The organism is Streptomyces sp. NPDC001220 (genome assembly GCF_053597895.1).
Genome location: NZ_JBSFJE010000001.1, coordinates 440,453 through 461,703, shown reverse-complemented (window position 1 = coordinate 461,703; position 21,251 = coordinate 440,453). Strand labels below are relative to the sequence as shown.

General features: G+C 71.0%; 22 protein-coding genes. 11 read left to right on the top strand and 11 right to left on the bottom strand.

From position 1 onward, the window contains the following. Nucleotides 1-5 precede the first annotated feature (5 nt). Nucleotides 6-1,760 (top strand): succinate dehydrogenase flavoprotein subunit, encoded by a 1,755-nt coding sequence (sdhA, locus tag ACWDGI_RS02230; protein ID WP_450754458.1) that lies wholly within the window; start codon nt 6-8, stop codon nt 1,758-1,760. After that, nucleotides 1,760-2,539, top strand: coding sequence for a succinate dehydrogenase iron-sulfur subunit (locus tag ACWDGI_RS02225; protein ID WP_450754456.1), 780 nt, complete (start codon nt 1,760-1,762; stop codon nt 2,537-2,539). The genes sdhA and ACWDGI_RS02225 overlap by 1 nt, the downstream gene beginning before the upstream one ends. Nucleotides 2,540-2,555: 16 nt before the next feature. On the opposite strand, the gene ACWDGI_RS02220 is transcribed toward ACWDGI_RS02225, so the two are convergent. Continuing rightward, nucleotides 2,556-3,032: a hypothetical protein gene (locus ACWDGI_RS02220; protein WP_450754454.1), complete on the bottom strand. Its 477-nt coding sequence runs from the start codon at nt 3,030-3,032 to the stop codon at nt 2,556-2,558. A 135-nt stretch (nt 3,033-3,167) separates the two neighbouring features. On the opposite strand from ACWDGI_RS02220, the gene ACWDGI_RS02215 reads away from it, so the two are divergent. The 4 genes from ACWDGI_RS02215 (at nt 3,168) to ACWDGI_RS02200 (ending at nt 5,312) form a co-directional block, all read left to right on the top strand. Beyond that, a complete protein-coding gene (locus tag ACWDGI_RS02215; protein ID WP_450754452.1) occupies nt 3,168-3,578 on the top strand; it encodes a VOC family protein in 411 nt (136 codons plus the stop codon). 94 nt (nt 3,579-3,672) lie between these two features. After that, the gene (locus tag ACWDGI_RS02210; protein ID WP_450754450.1) at nt 3,673-4,080 is read left to right on the top strand and encodes a hypothetical protein; all 408 of its coding nucleotides are present in this window, start codon (nt 3,673-3,675) and stop codon (nt 4,078-4,080) included. Next, entirely contained in the window at nt 4,077-4,571 is a 495-nt protein-coding gene (locus tag ACWDGI_RS02205; protein WP_450754448.1) for a thiol-disulfide oxidoreductase DCC family protein, read from the top strand. Before ACWDGI_RS02210 ends, ACWDGI_RS02205 begins: the two co-directional genes overlap by 4 nt. 9 nt (nt 4,572-4,580) lie before the next feature. Beyond that, nucleotides 4,581-5,312 (top strand): TetR family transcriptional regulator, encoded by a 732-nt coding sequence (locus tag ACWDGI_RS02200; protein ID WP_450754446.1) that lies wholly within the window; start codon nt 4,581-4,583, stop codon nt 5,310-5,312. 21 nt (nt 5,313-5,333) lie between these two features. Here the strand turns inward: ACWDGI_RS02200 and ACWDGI_RS02195 are convergent, their stop codons facing one another. Beyond that, the gene (locus tag ACWDGI_RS02195; RefSeq protein WP_450755262.1) at nt 5,334-7,742 is read right to left on the bottom strand and encodes an MMPL family transporter; all 2,409 of its coding nucleotides are present in this window, start codon (nt 7,740-7,742) and stop codon (nt 5,334-5,336) included. A 175-nt stretch (nt 7,743-7,917) separates the two neighbouring features. On the opposite strand from ACWDGI_RS02195, the gene ACWDGI_RS02190 reads away from it, so the two are divergent. Both ACWDGI_RS02190 and ACWDGI_RS02185 read left to right on the top strand, forming a co-directional pair. Then, the gene (locus ACWDGI_RS02190) at nt 7,918-8,607 is read left to right on the top strand and encodes a response regulator transcription factor (RefSeq protein ID WP_450754444.1); all 690 of its coding nucleotides are present in this window, start codon (nt 7,918-7,920) and stop codon (nt 8,605-8,607) included. Beyond that, nucleotides 8,604-10,040 carry a sensor histidine kinase gene (locus ACWDGI_RS02185; protein WP_450754442.1) on the top strand — a complete coding sequence of 479 codons (1,437 nt, stop codon included), beginning with the start codon at nt 8,604-8,606 and terminating at the stop codon, nt 10,038-10,040. Before ACWDGI_RS02190 ends, ACWDGI_RS02185 begins: the two co-directional genes overlap by 4 nt. Nucleotides 10,041-10,115: 75 nt before the next feature. On the opposite strand, the gene ACWDGI_RS02180 is transcribed toward ACWDGI_RS02185, so the two are convergent. The 3 genes from ACWDGI_RS02180 to ACWDGI_RS02170 all read right to left on the bottom strand — a co-directional run bounded on the left by ACWDGI_RS02180 (nt 10,116) and on the right by ACWDGI_RS02170 (nt 12,626). Then, nucleotides 10,116-10,517 carry an ATP-binding protein gene (locus ACWDGI_RS02180; protein WP_450754440.1) on the bottom strand — a complete coding sequence of 134 codons (402 nt, stop codon included), beginning with the start codon at nt 10,515-10,517 and terminating at the stop codon, nt 10,116-10,118. A 61-nt stretch (nt 10,518-10,578) separates the two neighbouring features. After that, complete coding sequence (locus ACWDGI_RS02175) at nt 10,579-12,135, bottom strand: ABC transporter substrate-binding protein (protein ID WP_450754438.1); 1,557 nt, start codon at nt 12,133-12,135, stop codon at nt 10,579-10,581. A 251-nt stretch (nt 12,136-12,386) separates the two neighbouring features. Next, nucleotides 12,387-12,626 carry an SCO4848 family membrane protein gene (locus ACWDGI_RS02170; RefSeq protein WP_360487833.1) on the bottom strand — a complete coding sequence of 80 codons (240 nt, stop codon included), beginning with the start codon at nt 12,624-12,626 and terminating at the stop codon, nt 12,387-12,389. Between the two features lie 91 nt (nt 12,627-12,717). On the opposite strand from ACWDGI_RS02170, the gene ACWDGI_RS02165 reads away from it, so the two are divergent. Next, nucleotides 12,718-14,010 (top strand): D-alanyl-D-alanine carboxypeptidase family protein, encoded by a 1,293-nt coding sequence (locus tag ACWDGI_RS02165; protein ID WP_450754436.1) that lies wholly within the window; start codon nt 12,718-12,720, stop codon nt 14,008-14,010. Here the strand turns inward: ACWDGI_RS02165 and ACWDGI_RS02160 are convergent. Genes ACWDGI_RS02160 through ACWDGI_RS02145 form a run of 4 tightly spaced genes read right to left on the bottom strand, consistent with a single transcriptional unit; the run spans nt 13,958 to nt 16,948 of the window. Next, nucleotides 13,958-14,863 (bottom strand): YihY/virulence factor BrkB family protein, encoded by a 906-nt coding sequence (locus tag ACWDGI_RS02160; RefSeq protein ID WP_450754434.1) that lies wholly within the window; start codon nt 14,861-14,863, stop codon nt 13,958-13,960. The two genes, ACWDGI_RS02165 and ACWDGI_RS02160, sit on opposite strands and share 53 nt — an antisense overlap. After that, nucleotides 14,851-15,276 carry a GtrA family protein gene (locus tag ACWDGI_RS02155; protein WP_450754432.1) on the bottom strand — a complete coding sequence of 142 codons (426 nt, stop codon included), beginning with the start codon at nt 15,274-15,276 and terminating at the stop codon, nt 14,851-14,853. Before ACWDGI_RS02155 ends, ACWDGI_RS02160 begins: the two co-directional genes overlap by 13 nt. Further along, nucleotides 15,273-16,427 (bottom strand): decaprenyl-phosphate phosphoribosyltransferase, encoded by a 1,155-nt coding sequence (locus tag ACWDGI_RS02150; RefSeq protein WP_450754430.1) that lies wholly within the window; start codon nt 16,425-16,427, stop codon nt 15,273-15,275. The genes ACWDGI_RS02155 and ACWDGI_RS02150 overlap by 4 nt, the downstream gene beginning before the upstream one ends. Beyond that, nucleotides 16,424-16,948: a phosphatase PAP2 family protein gene (locus tag ACWDGI_RS02145; protein WP_450754428.1), complete on the bottom strand. Its 525-nt coding sequence runs from the start codon at nt 16,946-16,948 to the stop codon at nt 16,424-16,426. Before ACWDGI_RS02145 ends, ACWDGI_RS02150 begins: the two co-directional genes overlap by 4 nt. Nucleotides 16,949-17,098: 150 nt before the next feature. Here ACWDGI_RS02145 and ACWDGI_RS02140 point away from each other — a divergent pair, with 150 nt between their 5' ends. Next, nucleotides 17,099-18,499, top strand: a complete 1,401-nt coding sequence (locus tag ACWDGI_RS02140) for an FAD-binding protein (RefSeq protein WP_450754426.1) — start codon at nt 17,099-17,101, stop codon at nt 18,497-18,499. 15 nt (nt 18,500-18,514) lie between these two features. Beyond that, a complete protein-coding gene (locus ACWDGI_RS02135; RefSeq protein WP_450754424.1) occupies nt 18,515-19,270 on the top strand; it encodes a decaprenylphospho-beta-D-erythro-pentofuranosid-2-ulose 2-reductase in 756 nt (251 codons plus the stop codon). A 117-nt stretch (nt 19,271-19,387) separates the two neighbouring features. Here ACWDGI_RS02135 and ACWDGI_RS02130 read toward each other — a convergent pair whose 3' ends face one another. After that, complete coding sequence (locus tag ACWDGI_RS02130; RefSeq protein WP_450754422.1) at nt 19,388-19,966, bottom strand: 2'-5' RNA ligase family protein; 579 nt, start codon at nt 19,964-19,966, stop codon at nt 19,388-19,390. Nucleotides 19,967-20,232: 266 nt separating this feature from the next. Continuing rightward, entirely contained in the window at nt 20,233-21,246 is a 1,014-nt protein-coding gene (trpS, locus tag ACWDGI_RS02125) for a tryptophan--tRNA ligase (RefSeq protein WP_450754420.1), read from the bottom strand. Nucleotides 21,247-21,251: the final 5 nt, after the last annotated feature.

The window sequence follows — 21,251 nt, the reverse complement described above, 5'->3', positions numbered from 1 at the left end:
GAATCATGAAGATCCACAAGTACGACACCGTCATCGTCGGCGCCGGTGGCGCGGGCATGCGCGCGGCCATCGAGTCGACGAAGCGCAGCCGCACCGCGGTCCTGACCAAGCTCTACCCCACCCGCTCCCACACGGGCGCCGCGCAGGGCGGTATGGCCGCCGCGCTGGCCAACGTGGAGGAGGACAACTGGGAGTGGCACACCTTCGACACGGTCAAGGGCGGTGACTACCTGGTCGACCAGGACGCCGCCGAGATCCTGGCGAAGGAGGCCATCGACGCCGTCCTCGACCTGGAGAAGATGGGCCTGCCGTTCAACCGGACGCCCAACGGCACGATCGACCAGCGCCGGTTCGGCGGTCACTCCCGCAACCACGGCGAGGCGCCGGTCCGCCGGTCCTGCTACGCGGCCGACCGCACCGGCCACATGATCCTCCAGACGCTGTACCAGAACTGCGTCAAGGAGGGCGTGGAGTTCTTCAACGAGTTCTACGTCCTGGACCAGCTGATCACCGAGGTCGACGGCGTCAGGAAGTCGGCCGGTGTCGTCGCGTACGAGCTGGCCACCGGTGAGATCCACGTCTTCCAGGCGAAGTCCGTCATCTACGCCTCCGGCGGCACCGGCAAGTTCTTCCGGGTGACGTCCAACGCGCACACGCTCACCGGTGACGGCCAGGCCGCCGTGTACCGCCGCGGCCTGCCGCTGGAGGACATGGAGTTCTTCCAGTTCCACCCGACCGGCATCTGGCGCATGGGCATCCTGCTGACGGAGGGCGCCCGCGGTGAGGGCGGCATCCTCCGCAACAAGGACGGCGAGCGCTTCATGGAGAAGTACGCGCCGGTCATGAAGGACCTCGCGTCCCGTGACGTCGTCTCGCGCTCCATCTACACGGAGATCCGGGAGGGTCGCGGCTGCGGTCCCGAGGGCGACCACGTCTACCTCGACCTCACCCACCTCCCGCCGGAGCAGCTGGACGCCAAGCTCCCGGACATCACCGAGTTCGCGCGCACCTACCTCGGTATCGAGCCGTACACGGACCCGATCCCGATCCAGCCCACCGCGCACTACGCGATGGGCGGCATCCCGACGAACGTCCAGGGCGAGGTCCTCTCGGACAACACCACGGTCGTTCCCGGCCTGTACGCGGCCGGCGAGGTCGCCTGCGTGTCGGTGCACGGCGCCAACCGGCTGGGCACGAACTCCCTGCTGGACATCAACGTGTTCGGCCGCCGGGCGGGCATCGCGGCCGCCGACTACGCGCACACCGTGGACTTCGTCGACCTCCCGGAGAACCCGGCCGAGTTCGTCGTCTCGCAGATCGAGCAGCTGCGCACCTCCACGGGGAACGAGCGGGTCGCCACGCTCCGCCGGGAGCTGCAGGACACGATGGACGCCAACGTCATGGTGTTCCGCACCGAGCAGACGATCAAGACGGCCGTGGAGAAGATCGCGGAGCTCCGCGAGCGCTACCTGAACGTCTCGATCCAGGACAAGGGCAGGCGGTTCAACACCGACCTGCTGGAGGCCATCGAGCTCGGCAACCTGCTGGACCTGGCCGAGGTCATGGCGGTCTCCGCCCTGGCCCGCAAGGAGTCGCGCGGCGGTCATTACCGCGAGGACTACCCCAACCGCGACGACGTCAACTTCATGCGCCACACGATGGCGTACCGCGAGGTGGGCGACGACGGCGCCGAGTCCATCCGTCTCGATTACAAGCCGGTCGTCCAGACCCGCTACCAGCCGATGGAGCGTAAGTACTGATGGCAACCCCCGTTCTGGACAAGGCGGACGCGGCCGGCCGGCCCGAGCCCGGCTTCGCCGACTCCCCGTACATCACGGTCACCTTCCGGATCCGCCGCTTCAACCCGGAGGTCTCCGCGGAGGCCGTCTGGGAGGACTTCCAGCTGGAGATCGACCCGAAGGAGCGCGTCCTCGACGGCCTCCACAAGATCAAGTGGGACGTCGACGGCACGCTGACCTTCCGCCGCTCCTGCGCGCACGGCATCTGCGGCTCTGACGCGATGCGGATCAACGGCAAGAACCGCCTCGCCTGCAAGACGCTGATCAAGGACATCAACCCCGAGAAGCCGATCACGGTCGAGCCCATCAAGGGCCTGACGGTCCTGAAGGACCTGGTCGTCGACATGGAGCCGTTCTTCCAGGCGTACCGGGACGTGATGCCGTTCCTCATCACGAACGACACCAACGAGCCGACGCGCGAGCGTCTGCAGTCCGCCGAGGACCGCGAGCGCTTCGACGACACCACGAAGTGCATCCTGTGCGCCGCGTGCACCTCGTCCTGCCCGGTCTTCTGGAACGACGGCCAGTACTTCGGCCCGGCGGCGATCGTCAACGCGCACCGCTTCATCTTCGACTCGCGGGACGAGGCGGGCGAGCAGCGCCTGGAGATCCTGAACGACCGCGACGGCGTGTGGCGCTGCCGCACGACCTTCAACTGCACGGACGCCTGCCCGCGCGGTATCGAGGTCACCAAGGCGATCCAGGAGGTGAAGCGAGCGCTCATCACGCGCCGCTTCTGATCTCCACGCCCCTGCCTCAGGGCCCGGTTTCCGCTCGGGAAACCGGGCCCTGCGGTGTTCCGGCAGGTCTGTGCCACTCCCTGGCGCCCGCCGCGCGCATCAGGGCCAGCGCCGGGTCCGGGGCGCCGGAGACCAGGGGGTGGACGAGTTCGACGTAGCGGATCTGGCCGGTGAGGGATCTGCGCAGTTGCCGGAGGCTGCGAGCCCCGAAGGAGACGCCGCGCCGGCGGTCCACGACACCCGCCGCGCGGGCCAGTCCCTCGACGCCGACCTTGCACACGGTCGACGCGGTCTCCCGGCAGGCGTGGATCTCGAGGTCGCCCTGCCACAGGCCGAGGACCACCTGGTAGGTCACTCCGGACCCGGTGTAGGTGGCCACCGCGAGATGCCGGTCCGGCTCGCCCGCCCCCGGCCCGTCCAGTCCCAGTCGCTCCGCGACCTCGGCGAAGGCCACCCGCACCTCGCCGAAGAAGGCCTCTGTCCCCGGAGTCATCCCCGCCCCCCTCTACGCAGCCGCCGTGCCGACGGCCGCCCAGCGTAGCGAGGCGGCGGGCGCCGTCTCGGCCCAATGAGTGACCCCGCGGTCTGCCCGCACCGCAAGTGTCATCTCCGCACCTAATCTGATCGCATGTCAGATGACGAGTCGTACGAACTGCTCGGGTTCGACAACGCGCTGTTCCCCGTCGGGGATCTAGCGGATGCCGTCGGCTTCTACGAGCGGGCCGGGTTCACGGTCGGGTTCCGGTTCGACGAGGGCGGGATCGCCCTGCTGAAGGTCGGGGGCGAGACGCCCGGGATCCTGTTGCGGGCCGAGGCCGGACTGGGGCGGCGGACACCGGTGTGGGCCGCGCCGCGGCTGTGGCTGGAGGTGCCGGACGCACGGGTGGCGGCGCGGCGGCTGGCCGAGGCCGGGATCGCCGTGCTCGACGCACCGTTCTCCGTCGCCACCGGATGGACCGTCGAGATCGCCGACCCCTGGGGGAACGTCCTCGGGTTCACCGACTACAGCAAGCGGCCGGAGTTGGCGCGGCGGGCGTGAACGGGGTCACTCCACCCTTGAGTTGAACACGTTCAAAAGCAGGGCTACAGTCATCCCTGTCAGCGTTTTGAACGCGTTCAAGAAGGGGTGGGGCATGGACCGCACGGTCATCGCCTACGTCATCTACCTGCTCGTCAGCATCGGACTGACCATCTGGGTGGCCCGCACACTCAGCCGCAACGGGCGGATCTTCCTCGCCGACGTGCTGCACGGGAACGAACAGCTCGCCGACGCCGTCAACCACCTTCTGGTCGTCGGCTTCTACCTCGTCAACCTCGGCTTCGTCGCGCTGTACCTGCACACCAGCGACAACGTCGACGACACCCGGGGGATCTTCGAGACCCTGTCGGCCAAGCTCGGTGTCGTGCTGCTGGTGCTCGGCGTGATGCACCTCGGCAACGTGTACGTCCTCAACCGGATACGGCGGCGCGGGGCCATGGAGAAGGAACAGCTCCCGCCCGTTCCTCCGCAGGGCTGGACCGCGCCGGCGGCCGGGGCGTGAGCACCGTGCCGGCCACCCACGACCGGGGCGCCGCGCGCGTCCCGGTCCGCGGGCTCACCGTTCTCTACGACGCCGAGTGCACCCTCTGCACCCACCTGCGCGACTGGCTCGGGCGCCAGCCGCAGCTGGTACCGCTCACCCTGGTCCCGGCGGCGTCGGACGAGGCCCGTGCCCGCTTCCCCGGGCTCGACCACTCCGCCACCCTGGACGAGGTCACCGTCGTCGGCGACTCCGGACAGGTCTACCGGTCCACCGCCGCCTGGATCGTCGTCCTGTGGGCACTGCGGGAGCACCGGCCGCTCGCCCACAAGCTGAGCACCCCGGCCGGAGCCCGGCTGGCCCGGGGCGCGGTGCTCGCCGCCGCCCGGTGGCGGGGCGCCCAGTGGGGCGGCAAGGTCTACCGGCGTGAGGACGGGTGGACGTACGACCCCGGGCTCGGGTGGGTGTACGACCCTCCGGGCTGTGCCGGCGGCGTCTGCGCCACTCGTTAGGCTCTGTCCGTGTCCGCGAAGAACGACGGTCCCGTCGAGGCCGATACGCCGAGCAAGTCCGAGCAGACCCGCGCGCTGATCCTGGAGACGGCGATGCGGCTGTTCCGGGAGCGCGGCTACGAGAAGACCACCATGCGGGCCATCGCCACGGAGGCCGGGGTCTCCGTCGGCAACGCGTACTACTACTTCGCCGGCAAGGAACACCTGATCCAGGGCTTCTACGACCAGCTCGCCGCCGAGCACCGGGTGGCGGTCCGCGAGGTCCTGGACCGGGAGACGGACCTGGAGGCGCGGCTCGCGGGCGTCCTCAAGGTGTGGCTGGACATCGCCCTGCCCTACCACGAGTTCGCGGTCCACTTCTTCAAGAACGCCGCCGACCCCGACAGCCCGCTCAGCCCGTTCTCCCCGGAGAGCGAGCACGCGCGCGTGGAGGCGATCAGCGTGCACCGGGAGGTGCTGGCGGGGGCGAAGACCAAGGTCGCCCCGGAACTGCGGGACGTCCTGCCCGAGTTGATGTGGCTCTCGCAGATGGGCCTGGTCCTGTACTGGATCTTCGACCGGACCGAGGGCCGGGAGCGCAGCTACCGGCTCGCCGAGCGGGGGGCCCGGCTGACCGCGCGAGGCGTCTCCCTCGCGCGGTTCCGGGTGCTACGACCGCTCGTGCTGGAGGTGCACGAACTCTTCACGGACTTCCTGCCGGGGATGACCCGGGTGCTGCCGGACCCGTCGGGCAGGCCCTGACGGCGACGAGGTCCCCGGGGGCTAGTTGACCGCGTCCACCTCGTCACCGGTGAGTTCCACGTCGTACACCAGCGGCCCCTCCGCCACCACCACGTGCCGGGCGCGGGAGCCGTACGCCGTCGACGTCACCGCCAGCAGGTAGGAACCCGGCGCCGGGACCGAGAGGATGTAGGAGCCGTCCGCCAGGGACGTCACGCGGTCCAGCTGGCGGCCGCCCTTGGACATCAGGGTCACCGACGCGTCCTCCACCGGGTCACCGTCCGCGGTACGGACGAAACCGTGGACCGCCGTGGCCGGGCCGGCCGGCTCGGCGGGCTCCGGGGCCGCCTCCTCCGACGGCTCCACCGCCAGATGCGGCAGCCGCTTCTCCAGCCAGTCCGGCAGCCACCAGTTGGACGTGCCGAGCAGATGCATCGCCGCCGGGACCAGTGCCGTACGGAGGATGAACGCGTCGAGCGCCACCGCCGCCGCCAGACCCACGCCCGCCATCGCCGCGCCCGAGTCGCCGCTCAGGACGAAGGCCAGGAAGACACAGACCATGATCAGGGCCGCGCTGTTGATGACCCGGCTGGTCTCGGCCAGGCCGACCCGGACCGCCCGCGCGTTGTCCCTCGTGTGCACCCACTCCTCGTGCATCCGGCTCACCAGGAACACCTGGTAGTCCATCGAGAGGCCGAACAGGAGGGACAGCATGATGACGGGGAGGAACGCGTTGATCGGGCCCTCCTTGCCGAGGCCCAGCAGGTCCAGGCCCCAGCCCCACTGGAAGACCGCGACCAGGACGCCGAAGGAGGCGGCCGCCGCGATCAGGTTCATCACCGCCGCCGTCAGCGGGACCACCAGGGAGCGGAAGGCGACCAGGAGGAGCAGGAAGCCCAGGCCGATGATCGTGGCGATGAACAGCGGCAGACGGTCGCCGGTGACCGAGGCGAAGTCCTTGGAGACCGCCGTCACGCCGCCCACGTGGGCCTGGGCGCCCGCCCTCGGGATCACCTGGTCGCGGAGGGTGTCGATGAGGTCGTCGGTCTCCTTGGACTGCGGGGAGGTGGTCGGGATCACCTGGATGACGGTGACGCCCCGCGCGGGCGGCAGCGCGGCGGCCCGGGCGACTCCCGAGGTCGCCTCGATGCCCTGGACCAGCTTCGCCGTGTCACCGCCCGCGCTGACCACCTGGAGCGGGCCGTTGAAGCCGGGACCGAAGCCCTCGGCGAGCAGGTCGTAGGCCTTCCTGGTGGTCGTGGACGCGTCGTCGTTGCCCTGGTCGGTGGCGCCGAGGCGCAGGGACAGGACCGGGATGGCGAGGACCGCCATGACGACCACGGCGAGCGCGGCGATGCGCCTCGGGCGCTTCTCGACGTTCACCGACCAGCGGGCGGCGAGGCCGCTCGCCCTCTCCGGTTCGGGGCCCTCGGCGGCCAGCCTGCGGCGCTGGCGGCGGCTGAGGACGCGCGGGCCGAGGAAGCCGAGCAGGGCGGGCAGCAGGGTGGTCGCGGCCAGCACACTGAGCACCACCGTCAGGGAGGTGCCGATGACCACGCCGTCCAGGAACCGCAGCCGGGTGACCAGCATGCCGGCCAGCGCGATGCAGACCGTGCCGCCCGCGAACAGCACCGCCCGGCCCGAGGTGTTGAGGGCGGTGACCGCCGACTCCTCGGGGTCCATGCCGCGCAGGATGCCCCGGCGGTGCCGGGTGACGATGAACAGGGCGTAGTCGATGCCGACGCCGAGGCCGATCAGGGAGGCGAGCAGCGGGGCGATGTCCGGGATGTTCGTGGTGTGGCTGAGGAGCTGGGTGGAGAACAGGCCCATGCCCACGCCGAAGACCGCGATCGCGATCGGGAGGGTCATCGCGAAGAACGAGCCGAAGGCCAGGAAGAGGACGACCGCGGCCGCGATGATGCCGACCATCTCGGAGAGGCCCTGCGGCGGCTCCTGGACGCGCTGGATGGCCTGGCCGCCCAGCTCGACCTGCAGACCGCCGCGTTCGGCGGCCTGGGCGGTGTCGACGACCTCCTGGACGACGTCCTTGGGGATCTCGTTCGCCCGCTGGACGAAGGTGAGCTGGGCGTAGGCGATCTTGCCGTCCTGGCTGATCTGCGCGGCTCCCCGGGCACCTTCGTACGGGCCGGCGACCGCGCCGACGCCCTTCAGCTTCGCGATCGTGTCCAGGGCCGGCTGGATGCGGCTCTGGACCGCCCGGTCCCTGACCGAGCCGTCGGTGACCTTCCAGACCACGGTGTCCGTGTCGCCCGAGGTGTTCGGGAAGGCCTTCTGCATCAGGTCGTACGCACTCTTGGAGTCCGTGTCGGGGAGGGAGAAGACGTTCGCGTAGTCCGTGCCCGCCGACGAGGCCGAGAAGCCCACGCCGAACAGCGCCCCCACCCACAGCAACAGGACCACCAGCCGGTGCCGATAGCACCACCGTGCCAATGCCGTCACGCTCAACAGCTCCTTGAATCAAGTCGGTTCGGTCGGTTGGTCCCCCAGGTCCTGGGCACCAGGATTGGCGGCGACGGGCACGCCCGGACACGGGGCGCGCATGACTCTCAAGGAACTCCAAAGCTGTGCGCCCCCGGCTGTCGGCGGTCGCGCCGATACTGGGGGCATGACGGCTCCAGGCAGCACCGTGCTGATCGTGGAGGACGAGCCGAGCATCGCGGACGTCCTCGCCATCGCCCTGCGCTACCACCGGTTCGAGGTGATGACGGCCGGTACGGTCCGGGACGCCCTCGCGCTGGCCGAGCGCACCCGCCCCGACGCGGCTCTGCTGGACGTGATGCTCCCGGACGGGGACGGCCGGGCCCTGGCACGTGAACTGCGGGCCCGGCAGCCGGACCTGGCGCTGGTCTTCCTGACCGCGCGGGACGCCCCCGCCGAGATAGTCGGCGCGCTCGGGTACGGCGACGACTACATCACCAAGCCGTTCAACATCGACGAGGTCGTCGCCCGCATCGGCGCGGTGCTGCGCCGCACCCGCCCGGCCGACGTCATCCAGCAGCGCCCGCCGCTGCGCTACGGCGACCTGGAACTGGACGAGACGACGTACTCGGTGCACCGGGCCGGCCGCACGGTCGAGCTGACCCCGACCGAGTACGCGCTGCTGCGCTTCCTGGTGCGCAACGGCGGCCGGATCGTCCCCAAGGAGCAACTGCTCAGACACGTCTGGCAGTACGAGCACGTGCCGTCCGAGTCGACCGTCGTGGAGACCTACATCAGCTATCTGCGGCGCAAGCTGGACACCCTGGGAGCGCCGGTGATCACCACCCGGCGGGGCGTCGGATACGGCCTGGCATGAACGTCGGGAAGCGGCGCCGGCACCGCCACGGCACGCACTCACTGCGCGGCAAGCTGACCCTCGCCAACGTCGGCCTGCTCGCCGTCGGCATCGTGGCGGCGACCACGATCAGCATCATGGGCATGCGGCTGTACCTGCTCGACCAGGTGGACTCCTCGCTGCTCAAGATGCGCACCTCGCTGGGGAGTTCGGGGCTCACCCTGCGGCAGGTCGACTCGCTGGGCACGCTCGGCGTCATCCGCGACCGGGTCGTACCGGCGGAGTCCGACCCGGCACCGGGCTCGATCTTCGCCGTGGTCGACACCGAGGGCAGCGCCGTCGAGGTCTTCGACATGGCGCCGACCGAGGCCCAGCGCGGACTGGCGGCCGCCGTGCACGACCCGCGCGCCCTCGCCGCCGCCCCCGACCCGGACGATGTCACCGTGCACGGCGCGATGTACCGGGTGACGGCGACCCGGCTCGCCGACGGCCCCTACATCCTGCTGGCCACCTCGACCGAGCTGCTGCACGAGGGCATAGCCAAGGCGCTCCGGCTCGACTTCGCCGTCGGCGCGCTGCTGCTGGCGCTGCTGGCCTGTCTGACCATGTTCAGCTCGCGGCGCTGTCTGCTGCCGCTGGAGGACATGGTGGAGACGTCGTCGGCGATCGCCGAGGGCGACCTGACCCGTCGGGTGCCGTCGAGCCAGCATCCGACGGAGGAGGTCGAGCAGCTGCGGCTGGCCCTCAACTCGATGCTGCACCAGGTGGAGACGGCGTACCGGACCCGCGAGCGCAGCGCGGCCCAGCTGCGCCGGTTCGTCGCCGACGCCTCGCACGAGCTGCGGACGCCGCTCGCCGCCATCCGCGGCTATCTCCAGCTGTACGACAAGGGGATGCTGCGCGAGCCCGGGGAGCGGCGGCGGGCCTGGGACCGGATGCACGGCGAGGTGGACCGGATGGGCCGGCTCGTCGACGAGCTGCTGCTGCTGGCGCGGCTCGACCAGCGGCCCGAGATCCGGCTCCGGAACGTCGACGTGAGCCGGCTGGTGCGGGACGCGGCGGAGGATCTGCGGGCCCAGCAGCCGGCGCGGCGGGTCGCGGTGAGCGCCGAGGGGGCGGTGCTGGTGCGGGCCGACGAGTCGGGGCTGCGGCAGGTGCTGGGGAACCTGGTGGCCAACGTCCGTACCCACACGCCGGTCGAGGCGGCGGTACGGCTGGGGGTGGAGCGGTCGGACGGGGTGGTGCGGGTCTGTGTCGCCGACGAGGGGCCCGGGCTGGCGGAGGAGGACGCGGCGCGGATCTTCGACCGGTTCTTCCGGGTGGGGAGCGCGGAGGGGAGCGGGCTGGGCATGGCGATCGTGCAGGGGGTGGTGGACGCCCATGGCGGGGAGGTGGCGGTGAGTACCTCGCCCGGGGAGGGGCTGGCCGTAACGGTGACGTTGAGGTGCGGGTGAGAAGGGGTGAGGCGGGGCGAGGAGCGGGCTAGACGGGGTGGGGAGCGGGTGAGGCGGGGGTGCCGCGCACTGGTTCTAGGAACCGGCCGGCACCAGCGCCCACACCGTCTTCCCGTGGGAGCCCCTGCTCCACACCCCCCACGCCGCCGCGACCGTCTCCACCAGGTGCAGACCCCGGCCTGCCTCGTCGTCCTCCCGGACGATCCGGAGCCGCGGCTCCACCCGGCCCTCGTCGGAGACCTCGATCAGGCACGAGCCGTCCGCCAGTGCCGTCACCGCGACCTCGAACTCCCGCTCGAGCAGCGGGCCGTGCCGTACGACGTTGGTGGCCAGCTCGGACACCAGGAGCACGGCGTCACCGACCGCCGGGTCGTCCGGGCCGTGGCCCCAGTCGGCCAGATGGTCCCGGACCCGGTGCCGGGCCAGCCCCACGGACGCCGGATGCCGGGGCAGCCGGAAGGAGTTGCGTCTCAGCACGTCTGCTCCTCACCCCACGCACACCTCCGTCACATGGTGCCGCGCCGGGTGTCCGCCCCCGTCAGATCCAGTCCAGACTCCACAGGCGGAACAGGCCCGTGCTGTCCGTGAGGTACTGGGTGCCGCCCACGTCCTCGCTGCTGACGACGTAGTCCGTGCGCTGCCAGAGCGGGATCAGCGGAACGTCGTTCGCCACGTCCGTCTGGATGTTGCGGAAGTCCGAGTCGACGCGGGCCCGGTCGGCGTACGTCTGGCTGTGCTTGATGAGCGCGTCGACGGCCTTGTTGCTGTAGCCGGTGCTCATCGTGGAGTCACTGCCGACCAGGGAGGCGCCGAAGGTGTCCGGGTCGGGGTAGTCGGCGACCCAGCCGACCGCCCAGGCGTCCATCTTGCCCGTGGCCCATGACTTCTGGAAATCGGTCCACTCGTATCCCTTGACGTCGACCTTGAACAGGCCGCCCGCCTCCAGCTGCTTCTTCAGCGCGGCGGCCTCCTCGGCGCCCGCGCCGTGGCCGATGCCGTAGCCGAAGGTGAACTCGACCGGGGTGCTGACGCCGGCCTGCTCCAGCAGCGCCTTCGCCTTGTCCACGCTCTGCGTGGGGTACTGGTCGAAGAAGGACGTGGTGTGGCCGGTGAGACCGGCGGGGATCAGCGAGTACAGCGGCTCCACCGTCCCGTCGTACACGGTGGCGGCCAGCTGTTCGCGGTTGACCAGCCAGGCCAGTGCGCGGCGGACCAGGACGTCGTGCAGGGCCGAGTTCTTGCGGGTGTTGAAGTACAGGTTGCGGGTCTCGGCGCTGTCGGACTCCGAGACGCGCTGGTCGGGGTCGCTCGGCGAGAGCTTGGACACCATGGTCGGCGGCAGCGTGCGGGTGGCGACGTCGATCTGCTTCGCCTTGTACGCACTGCTGAGCTTGGCCGAGTCGGTGTAGTAGTCCAGCTTGATGGGACGGCCGGTGCCGTCGAGGCCGCCCTTGTAGTCACCGTTGGGCTGCAGGTCCGCCTGCTTGCCCTTCGTGTACGACGTCAGGCGGTACGGGCCGGTGCCGTCCACCGAGTTGTCGGTGCGCAGGCTGTTCGCCGGGTACTTGTCCCTGTCGACGATCGAACCGGCGCCGGTGGCCACCTTGAACGGGAACGTGGCGTCCCCGTAGGCCAGATGGAAGGTCACGGTCTTGCCGGAGGCGGTGACCGAGGACAGCGTCGAGAACAGCGAGGCCGGACCGGTGTCGGAGTTGATCTTCTTGACCCGGTCGAAGGAGAACTTCACGTCCTCGGCGGTCATCGCCCGCCCGCTCGGGAAGGTGATCCCGTCCCGGAGCACGCAGCGGTACGTCTGCAGACCGGTGTCCGTGAACCGACAGCTCTGGGCCGCGTCCGGGACCGGCTGGACGCCGCCCGGCTCGAAGGTGAGCAGTGACTGGAAGACGTTGTTGAACAACGCCCACGAACCGGCGTCGTAGGCGCCCGCCGGATCGAGCGCGGTGACGGCGTCGGTCGTACCGACGGTGATCGTCTTGTTCTTGTTCTCCTGCGACGGCAGAAGCTGCCAGCCGCCGATCCCCACGATCGCCAGTACGAGAAGCGTCACGAGAATCCGCATGCGAACAGATCGCATGGTTGGTGCCCTCCCCAAGGCCCTCACGGGCCCGTTCCAGGCCCTACCCAGGCCCTCCACAAGTGCCACTCCCCTAAGTGACGCGGCTCACCTAACCACAGGAGTTTCATGTGGGGGAAGAGTGATCTGGCTAGATGAGGAAGAACTTACCCAGCACTTGTTTCCCCGGGATTTCACAGCCTCTCCACAGGCACCCGGAGTTCAGGCCTGCTTCGACGCGGGCTCGACGACCGCGGCAGGCGCCCCTCTTGCTATGACGTTCGGCGCAGTGCGCGTACTCCGCGCAACCCGATGCCCCCGATGACCGTCCCCAATACGAAGGAAACGACGGCCAGCGTCAGGTGGACCCAGAAGTAGGCCGTGGGGTGGCCGTCGTCGAAGGCGAGCCCGCTGCCGTCCTTGACCAAGTTCTTGATGAAAGTGATCCAGATGAACCAAGACCACACTCCGAACGCGAGCAGGAACCAGGACACCGGGCGGCTGAGCTTCATGGGTTCAGTATCGCCTTCGGCTGTCCGGTTCCGTGTCCGGGGTGGGGTCGGTGGCGGGACTTCGCCCTCCGTGCCGGGTACGTTCTCGTCCGTGTCCGCTCCGAAGTCCCATGCCGGCCGGTCTCTGCTGGTCGCCTCCGCCGCCCTGCTGTCCGTGTCGCTCACCGCGCCGGCCGCGCTCGCCGCGCCCAAGCCCTCGACCAGTCCGTCGGCCACTCCCCCGGCGCGCATGTCGTCGGTCGGCGGCACCCGGCTCGGGCAGCCCGGTACCCAGGTCGATCTGGCCGCCGGGGCGCCGGTGCTGCCGAAGGACATCACGGCCCGTTCCTGGATCGTCTCCGACGCCGAGTCGGGCGAGGTGCTCGCCGCGCACAACGCGCACTGGCGGCTGCCCCCGGCGAGCACCCTGAAGATGCTGTTCGCGGACACGGTGCTGCCGCGGTTCCCGAAGTCGACCCCGCACAAGGTGGTGCCGACCGACCTCGCGGGCATGGGCGCCGGTTCCAGCCTGGTGGGGATAAAGGAGGGCCAGACCTACACGGTCCACGACCTCTGGCTCGGTGTCTTCCTTCGCTCCGGCAACGACGCCGTGCACGTGCTGTCCGCGATGAACGGCGGTGTCGAGCAGACCGTCAAGGACATGCAGTCCCACGCCGACGACCTCCAGGCGCTGGACACGCATGTGGTGAGCCCGGACGGGTACGACGCGGCCGGCCAGGTGTCGTCGGCGTACGACCTGTCGCTGTTCGCCCGGTCCGGACTGCAGAAGAAGGACTTCCGGGAGTACTGCTCGACCGTGCGGGCCGCGTTCCCGGGGGACACGACGAAGAACGCCAAGGGCAAGTCGGTGCGTCAGTCCTTCGAGATCCAGAACACCAACCGGCTGCTGAGCGGCGACACCGACGTGCCGGTCTACCAGGGCATCGCGGGTGTGAAGAACGGCAACACCACCAACGCGGGCGCCACCTTCACCGGGGTCGCGGAGCGGGGCGGCAGGGTGCTGCTGGTCACGGTGATGAACCCGGAGAAGAAGGAGCACAACGAGGTCTACAAGGAGACCGCCCAGCTCTTCGACTGGGGTTTCCAGGCGGCCGGCAAGGTGACTCCGGTGGGCGAGCTGGTCCCGCCGAAGGGAGCGGTGGACTCCAGCGCGCAGCCGGGGGCGACCGCCTCGGCCTCCGGGTCCGGTTCCGACTCCGGGTCCGGTTCCGGGAAGAACTCCGGGTCGAAGCCGGTGGCCGCCGCCTCCACCGACGGCTCCAGCGGGGTCGGCGTCGCGCTGGGGATCGCGGGCGGGGCGCTGGTGCTGCTCGTGGGCGCGGCGTTCCTGGTCAACCGCCGTTGGCCGCTGCCGGACCTGGTACGTCGGCGGCCTCGTCCGTGACCTCGGTGCCGCTCTCGGTCGCCGTCCAGGCGGCACAGAACAGGACGAGTTTCGAGGTGAAGTTGATCCACAGCAGCAGGGCGACCGGCACGCCGAACGCGCCGTACATGCTCTTCGTGGCGACGCCCTGGATGTAGCCGCTGAGCAGCAGCTTGAGGAGTTCGAAGCCGACCGCGCCGATCAGCGCCGCGACCAGCAGGCGGCGGCGCGGCGGTTCGACGCCGGGCAGCAGGGTGAGGAGGTAGAGCAGCACCAGGAAGTCGGCGACCACCGCGACGACGAACGCGATGATCCGCAGCAGCAGGCTGCCCCAGCTGTGCCTGTCGATGCCGAGCTGTCCCGCCGTCCAGCCGACGGCCGCCGTGGCGACCGCGGACACGGCGAGGGTGACCATCAGCGCACCGCCGAGACCGATCAGGATGCCGGCGTCCTTGGCCTTGGCGACGATCGGGTTCTGGTCCTTGTCGGGCAGTTCCCACACCGTGCGCAGGCAGTCCCGCATCTGGCCGACCCAGCCGATGCCGGTGAACAGCAGGACGGCACCGGCGATCAGACCGACCGTGCCGGCGTTCTGCACCAGCGAGTTGATGTCCAGCTGGTCGGAGATCCCCGGGAACTGGTCCGCGATCTTGCTTTCGAGAGTGTGCTGCCGTGACTCGCTCAGGGTGGCGGCGGCGATCGCGGCGGCCACGGTCAGCAGCGGGAAGAGCGAGATGAAGCTGATGAAGGTCATGGCGGCGGCCAGCCGGGCCCACTTCACCCGGTCGAGCCGCTCGTACGACCGCCACGCGTGCGTGTGCATCAGCCAGCCGACGAGCGGGCCGACGACGGGAAGTTTTCTCAGCCAGTCCATGATCCGACTCTGCCCTCCGCGCGGAAGACAAATGTACGGGTACCCCAGAAGCGCAGAACCGTGGCAAGCGCCATGCCGACGACCGCGCCGGAGACGGTGTCGGCGCGCTGCGAGGTGAGACCGAGGCCGTAGTGGCTGACAGCGAGGCAGAGCAGCTGGACCAGGGCGCCTGCGAGGTTCACGGCGACGAAGACGGCGTAGGGGCGCAGCCCCGACAGGCGCGCGTTGCGGTAGGTGCCGCGCGCGTTGCCGACGTAGGCGACCGTGCAGCCCGCGAGGAAGGACAGGGCCTTGGCGGTGAGCGGGTCGAGGGCGGCCGGGCCGCGCAGACAGCTGAAGAGGGTGAGGTCGGCGGCGTACGCGAGCAGGCCGACGGCCGCGAAGCCGATCAGCTCGCGCTGGTGCGCGGTCACCAGTGGGCCACCGCGAGCCCGTACATCGCGAGCCAGGCCAGGCCGATCAGGGCGAGGGCCCGGTCGCGCAGGACGACGTCCTCGGGTTCGCCGGCGGTGCCCCGGTCGGCGAAGACGGCGTAGCGCAGGATCGCCAGGATGAAGGCGACCATGGACAGCTGACGCCAGGGCAGCAGGCCCGCGGCCGGGGTGCGGTGGCCTTCCAGGGCCCACAGGCAGTAGGCGAGGACGGCGACCCCGGCGGCGAGCTGCCAGACGAAGCGGAGGTAGCCGGTGGTGTATTCGGTGAGCAACGCGCGCGTGGCGCCCGCCTTGCCTGCCAGTTGCACGGCCTCGGAATAGCGCTTGGCCGACACCATGAAGAGCGCGCCGAAGCCGGTGGTGATCAGGAACCAGCGGGACAGCGGGATGCCGAGCGCGACCCCGCCGATCACCGCCCGCATCAGGAAGCCGGTCGTGACGACGACGAGGTCGACCACCAGGACGTGCTTCAGGGCGACGCAGTACGCCAGTTGCATGCCGAGGTAGGCGATCAGGAGGGCCGGGACGAGGGGCGGGGTCAGCCGAACCGCGAGCAGCGGTCCCAGGACCGCCAGGACGCCTCCTGCCACGTAGGCGACGGGGACCGGGACCTGGCCCGCGGCGACCGGGCGGCGGCACTTGGTGGGGTGGGCGCGGTCGGCGTCCGCGTCCCGGGCGTCGTTGATCAGGTAGACGGCGGCGGCGCAGGCCGTGAAGAGGAGGAAGGTGAGGGTGAGGATGAGGAGCGCGTGCGTCGCGAAGAGCCGGCCGGCGGCGGCCGGGGCGGCGATGACGAGGGTGTTCTTGACCCACTGCTTGGGGCGGGTGGTCTTCAGCAGCCCCTTGAGCAGACCACCGGGGGTGACCCGCGCGCACACCGGCCCGTGCGCCGGTGCGGTCGTCGGCCCGTGCGCCGGTGCGGTCGTCGGCCCATGCGCCGGTGCGGTCGTCGGCCCGTCCGCCGGTCCGGTCGTCGGCCCGTGCGCCGGTTCGTGCGGCCGGGCCGGGTGGCCGCGCTGCTCGTGCAGATTCGTTTCAGCAGTGCCGTCGGCCGTCGCTTCGGTGGCACCGGCCGACGCTGCGATGGAGTCGGCGGTCGCTTCGCTGGCGGCGTGCGCGGTCTCGGTCATCCACGCCTCCCCGCGCCCGCGAAATCCAACACTCCCCCGTGCATCCATCGCGCCCCGGCGCGCGCCGTGAGCGCCCCCAGGGCCGCGCCCGCGGCGACGTCCGACGGGTAGTGCACGCCGACGACGAGCCGGGAGAGGCACATGGCGGCCGCCAGGGGCGCGAGGGCGGGCGCGCCGAGCGCCCCGAAGGCGACCGCGGCGGCCGCGGCGGAGGTGGCGTGCGAGCTGGGGAAGGAGTGCCGGCCCGCGGTACGTACCCGGGGCCGCACATGCGCGGGGCGCGCACGGCGCACGAGCCGTTTGACGCCCATGCTGCCGAGGTGCGCGCCCGCGACGAGCGCCGTTCCGCGCAACCAGGCGCCGCGTCGCGCGCCGTCCACGGCGGCCCCCGCGAGGCCGGCCGCGAGCCAGAGCGCGCCGTGCTCACCGGCGACGGAGAGACCGCGCGCGGCCGACGCGACGCGTGGATCGGCACCGCAGGCGTGCAGCGCGGAGAGGATCCGGTGGTCCATGTCGTCCATTGGACTCACTGTTCACCTTGACCCCGCCAAAGCTACGACCATATTGAGCGACATTCCGATAATCACCCGTTTCGGGGAGTCAGGTGATCTTCCGTAACCAATCACCAATAGCACCCATAACACCCATACGGCAGCGATACGGTCGTCCTCATGCCTGGAAAGCCTGGCGGGCCCGCAGGTCCCGCCGAGTCCGCACCCCCCGGAACCACCGTCTCCGTCACCGGCTGGGGTCGCACCGCCCCGACCGCCGCCCGCCTGATCCGTCCCCGGACGTACCAGGAGGCGGCGAACGCCATCCGGAGCTGCGGGGAACGCGGCGGCATCGCGCGGGGCCTGGGGCGCGCGTACGGGGACGCGGCGCAGAACGCCGGCGGCGCCGTGCTCGACATGACGGGCCTCGACCGCATCCACGCCATCGACGCCGACGGCGGCACCCTCCTGTGCGACGCGGGGGTCTCCCTGCACCGCCTGACGGAGGTGCTGCTGCCGCTCGGCTGGTTCGTCCCGGTGACCCCGGGGACCCGCCAGGTGACGGTGGGCGGCGCGATCGGCGCCGACATCCACGGCAAGAACCACCATGTCTCGGGATCCTTCTCCCGTCACGTGCTGTCCTTCGAACTCCTCACCGCGGACGGCCAGGTCCGTACGGTGAGCCGCGGCACCCCGCTGTTCGACGCGACGGCCGGCGGCATGGGTCTGACCGGAGTGATCCTCACGGCGACCGTCCGCCTCCTCCCGGTCGAGACGTCGTACATGACGGTCGACACCGAACGCGCCACCGACCTCGACGACCTGATGCACCGCCTGACCACCACGGACCACCGCTACCGCTACTCGGTCGCCTGGATCGACCTGCTGGCGCGCGGGGCGGCGACCGGCCGCGCGGTGCTCACGCGGGGCGACCACGCGCCCCGGGAGGCGCTCGGCGAGGACTCGCGCGCCGGGCGTGCACCACTCGCCTTCCGCCCCCGTCAGCTCCCGGCCGCCCCCGCGTTCGTCCCCGAGGGCCTTCTGGGCCGCACCACCGTCGGTCTCTTCAACGAACTCTGGTACCGCAAGGCGCCACGCGCGCGTACCGGCCAACTCCAGCGCATCTCCGCGTTCTTCCACCCCCTGGACAGCGTCCCGTACTGGAACCGCGTCTACGGCCGCGGCGGCTTCGTGCAGTACCAGTTCGTCGTCGGCTACGGCCAGGAGGACGCCCTGCGCCGGATCGTGGCCCGCATCTCCGAGCGCCGCTGCCCGTCCTTCCTGGCCGTCCTCAAGCGCTTCGGAGACGCCGACCCCGGCTGGCTCTCCTTCCCCGTGCCCGGCTGGACCCTCGCGCTCGACATCCCGGCCGCGCTGCCCGGCCTCGGCGCGTTCCTCGACGAGCTGGACGAGGAGGTCGCGGGCGCCGGCGGCCGTGTCTACCTCGCCAAGGACGCCCGGCTCCGCCCCGACCTGCTCGCCGCGATGTATCCACGGCTCCCCGACTTCCGCGCCCTGCGTGCGGAGTTGGACCCGCGCGGGGTGTTCGTCTCCGACCTGTCCCGCCGTCTCGGCCTCTAGGAGCTGATCGCTGTCATGAAGGACGCCTTCGGAATGCCCCAGTCCCTGCTCGTGCTCGGCGGTACGTCCGAGATCGCGCTGGCCACCGCACGCCGGCTGATCGCCCGCCGCACCCGCACGGTCTGGCTGGCCGGCCGCCCCTCCCCCGCCCTCGACCACGCCGCCGGACATCTGCGCACGCTCGGCGCCGACGTCCGCACCGTCCCCTTCGACGCGCTCGACCCCGAGTCCCACGAGGCCGCTCTCGGGAAGGTCTTCGCCGAGGGCGACATCGACATGGTGCTGCTCGCCTTCGGCGTCCTGGGCGACCAGGCGACCGACGAGCGGGAGCCGGTGCAGGCCGTGCGGGTGGCGCAGACCAACTACACGGGCGCCGTCTCGGCGGGCCTGGTCTGCGCGCGGGCCCTGCAGACGCAGGGCCACGGCTCACTGGTGGTGCTGTCCTCGGTGGCCGGGGAGCGGGCGAGGCGCTCCAACTTCATCTACGGCTCCAGCAAGGCCGGCCTGGACGCGTTCGCCCAGGGCCTGGGCGACGCGCTGCACGGGACGGGCGTGCACGTGATGGTCGTACGGCCGGGGTTCGTGCGGTCGAGGATGACGGCCGGGCTGGCGGAGGCGCCCCTGGCCACGACTCCGGAGGCGGTGGCGACGGCGATCGAGACGGGCCTGCGCAGGCGCTCGGAGGTGGTGTGGGTGCCGGGGGCGCTGCGGGTGGTGATGTCGGCGCTGCGCCACGCACCACGGTCGGTGTTCCGACGGCTGCCGATCTAGTACCGGCCGGCTGTCGGTCTGGTTCCGGCGGCTGCCGATCTGATTGGGGCGGCTGCCGGTCTGGTTCCGGTCGGCTGTGACGCCCCTTCAGGGGTGCGGGGCCGTGCCGATGTGCGGCTACCGACTGGCGATGGTCCCGCGCTCCGCGTGCCCCACCTGAGGCGGCACGACGGAGCCCCCGAACACGTAGTCGTGCAGCTTCCGCCACACACCGTCGGAACCCTGCTCGTAGAGCGCGAACCCCATGCAGGGCCACGCGGCCTCGTACCCCGCCAGCTCCGCGAAGGCCCGGTCCATCGCCGCCTCGTCGATCCCGTGCGCGACGGTGACGTGCGGGTGGTACGGGAACTGCAGCTCGCGGTCGAGCGGCCCGGACGCGGCGCGGACCCGCTGCTGGAGCCAGGCGCAGTCGTCCGCCCCCTGGACCACCCGGACGTACACGACCGGCGAAAGGGGCCGGAAGGTGCCCGTGCCGCACAGTCGCATCGGGAACGGCCGGCCCACCGCGGCGACCTCGCCCAGGTGGGCCCGGACGGCGGCCAGCTCGCCCTCGGCGATCTCCGTCGGCGGCAGCAGCGTGACGTGCGTGGGGATGCCGTGGGCCGCGGCGTCGCCGAAGCCCGCGCGCCGCTCCTGGAGCAGGCTGCCGTGAGGCTCCGGGACCGCGATCGAGACGCCGATCGTTACGGTCCCCACGTCATCTCCTGTCGGTCGTGATGGTCGGACGTGTGTCGGGTTCGTACCCGGCCGTCCGGCTATCGACTGTACGGCCACGGCCGCCTTCCGGGCAGCCGTGGCCGAAGTGATGTGCAGCGCTCCCGTGCGCTCCCCGGAGCCCCCCGAGCGCCCCGAGCGCCCCCGGCGCGCCGCTCGGTACCGTCGGCGCCCCGCCCGGTGCTCGGCGGGTCAGCGCTCGGCGGGCCCGGGTCGGTGCTCGGCAGGTCGGTGCTCGGCGGTCCGGGTCAGTGCTTGGCGGGCAGGAAGCCCACCCGGTCGTAGGCCTGGGCCAGGGTCTCGGCGGCGACGGCGCGGGCCTTCTCCGCGCCCTTGGCGAGGATCGAGTCGAGCGTCTCCGAGTCGTCCAGGTACTGCTGGGTGCGCTCCCGGAAGGGGGTCACGAACTCGACCATGACGTCGGCGAGGTCGGTCTTGAGCGCGCCGTACATCTTGCCCTCGTACTCCTGCTCCAGCTCGGCGATCGACTTGCCGGTGAGGGTGGAGTAGATGGTGAGGAGGTTGCTGACGCCCGGCTTGTCCGCCACGTCGTAGCGGATGACCGTGTCGGTGTCGGTGACCGCGCTCTTGACCTTCTTGGCCGTCGCCTTCGGCTCGTCGAGGAGGTTGATGAGGCCCTTCGGCGTGGACGCCGACTTGCTCATCTTGATCGACGGCTCCTGGAGGTCGTAGATCTTCGCCGTCTCCTTGAGGATGTACGGCTTCGGGATCACGAAGGTCTCGCCGAAGCGGCCGTTGAAGCGCTCGGCGAGGTCGCGGGTGAGCTCGACGTGCTGGCGCTGGTCCTCGCCGACGGGCACCTCGTTGGCCTGGTAGAGCAGGATGTCGGCGACCTGGAGGATCGGGTACGTGAACAGGCCGACGCTGGCGCGGTCCGCGCCCTGCCTGGCCGCCTTGTCCTTGAACTGGGTCATCCGGCTGGCCTCGCCGAACCCGGTGAGGCAGTTCATGACCCAGGCGAGCTGCGCGTGCTCGGGGACGTGGCTCTGCACGAAGAGGGTGCAGCGGTCCGGGTCCAGGCCGGCGGCGAGCAGCTGGGCCGCGGCGAGGCGGGTGTTGGCGCGCAGGTCGGCGGGGTCCTGCGGGATCGTGATCGCGTGCAGGTCGACGACCATGTAGAAGGCGTCGTGGGATTCCTGGAGGGCTACCCACTGGCGGACGGCGCCGAGGTAGTTGCCGAGGTGGAACGAGCCGGCGGTGGGCTGGATACCGGAGAGCACGCGGGGTCGATCAGAGGCCATGCCCC

Excerpts from the sequence above, each read along its gene's own strand:
- ACWDGI_RS02225 (WP_450754456.1), top strand. The coding sequence starts at position 1,760 with ATGGCAACCCCCGTTCTGGACAAGGCGGACGCGGCCGGCCGGCCCGAG.
- ACWDGI_RS02160 (WP_450754434.1), bottom strand. The coding sequence starts at position 14,863 with ATGGACTGGCTGAGAAAACTTCCCGTCGTCGGCCCGCTCGTCGGCTGG.
- ACWDGI_RS02140 (WP_450754426.1), top strand. The coding sequence starts at position 17,099 with ATGCCTGGAAAGCCTGGCGGGCCCGCAGGTCCCGCCGAGTCCGCACCC.
- ACWDGI_RS02210 (WP_450754450.1), top strand. The coding sequence starts at position 3,673 with ATGGACCGCACGGTCATCGCCTACGTCATCTACCTGCTCGTCAGCATC.
- ACWDGI_RS02220 (WP_450754454.1), bottom strand. The coding sequence starts at position 3,032 with ATGACTCCGGGGACAGAGGCCTTCTTCGGCGAGGTGCGGGTGGCCTTC.
- ACWDGI_RS02175 (WP_450754438.1), bottom strand. The coding sequence starts at position 12,135 with ATGCGATCTGTTCGCATGCGGATTCTCGTGACGCTTCTCGTACTGGCG.
- ACWDGI_RS02170 (WP_360487833.1), bottom strand. The coding sequence starts at position 12,626 with ATGAAGCTCAGCCGCCCGGTGTCCTGGTTCCTGCTCGCGTTCGGAGTG.
- trpS (WP_450754420.1), bottom strand. The coding sequence starts at position 21,246 with ATGGCCTCTGATCGACCCCGCGTGCTCTCCGGTATCCAGCCCACCGCC.
- ACWDGI_RS02135 (WP_450754424.1), top strand. The coding sequence starts at position 18,515 with ATGAAGGACGCCTTCGGAATGCCCCAGTCCCTGCTCGTGCTCGGCGGT.
- ACWDGI_RS02150 (WP_450754430.1), bottom strand. The coding sequence starts at position 16,427 with ATGACCGAGACCGCGCACGCCGCCAGCGAAGCGACCGCCGACTCCATC.
- sdhA (WP_450754458.1), top strand. The coding sequence starts at position 6 with ATGAAGATCCACAAGTACGACACCGTCATCGTCGGCGCCGGTGGCGCG.
- ACWDGI_RS02215 (WP_450754452.1), top strand. The coding sequence starts at position 3,168 with ATGTCAGATGACGAGTCGTACGAACTGCTCGGGTTCGACAACGCGCTG.
- ACWDGI_RS02145 (WP_450754428.1), bottom strand. The coding sequence starts at position 16,948 with ATGGACGACATGGACCACCGGATCCTCTCCGCGCTGCACGCCTGCGGT.
- ACWDGI_RS02190 (WP_450754444.1), top strand. The coding sequence starts at position 7,918 with ATGACGGCTCCAGGCAGCACCGTGCTGATCGTGGAGGACGAGCCGAGC.
- ACWDGI_RS02185 (WP_450754442.1), top strand. The coding sequence starts at position 8,604 with ATGAACGTCGGGAAGCGGCGCCGGCACCGCCACGGCACGCACTCACTG.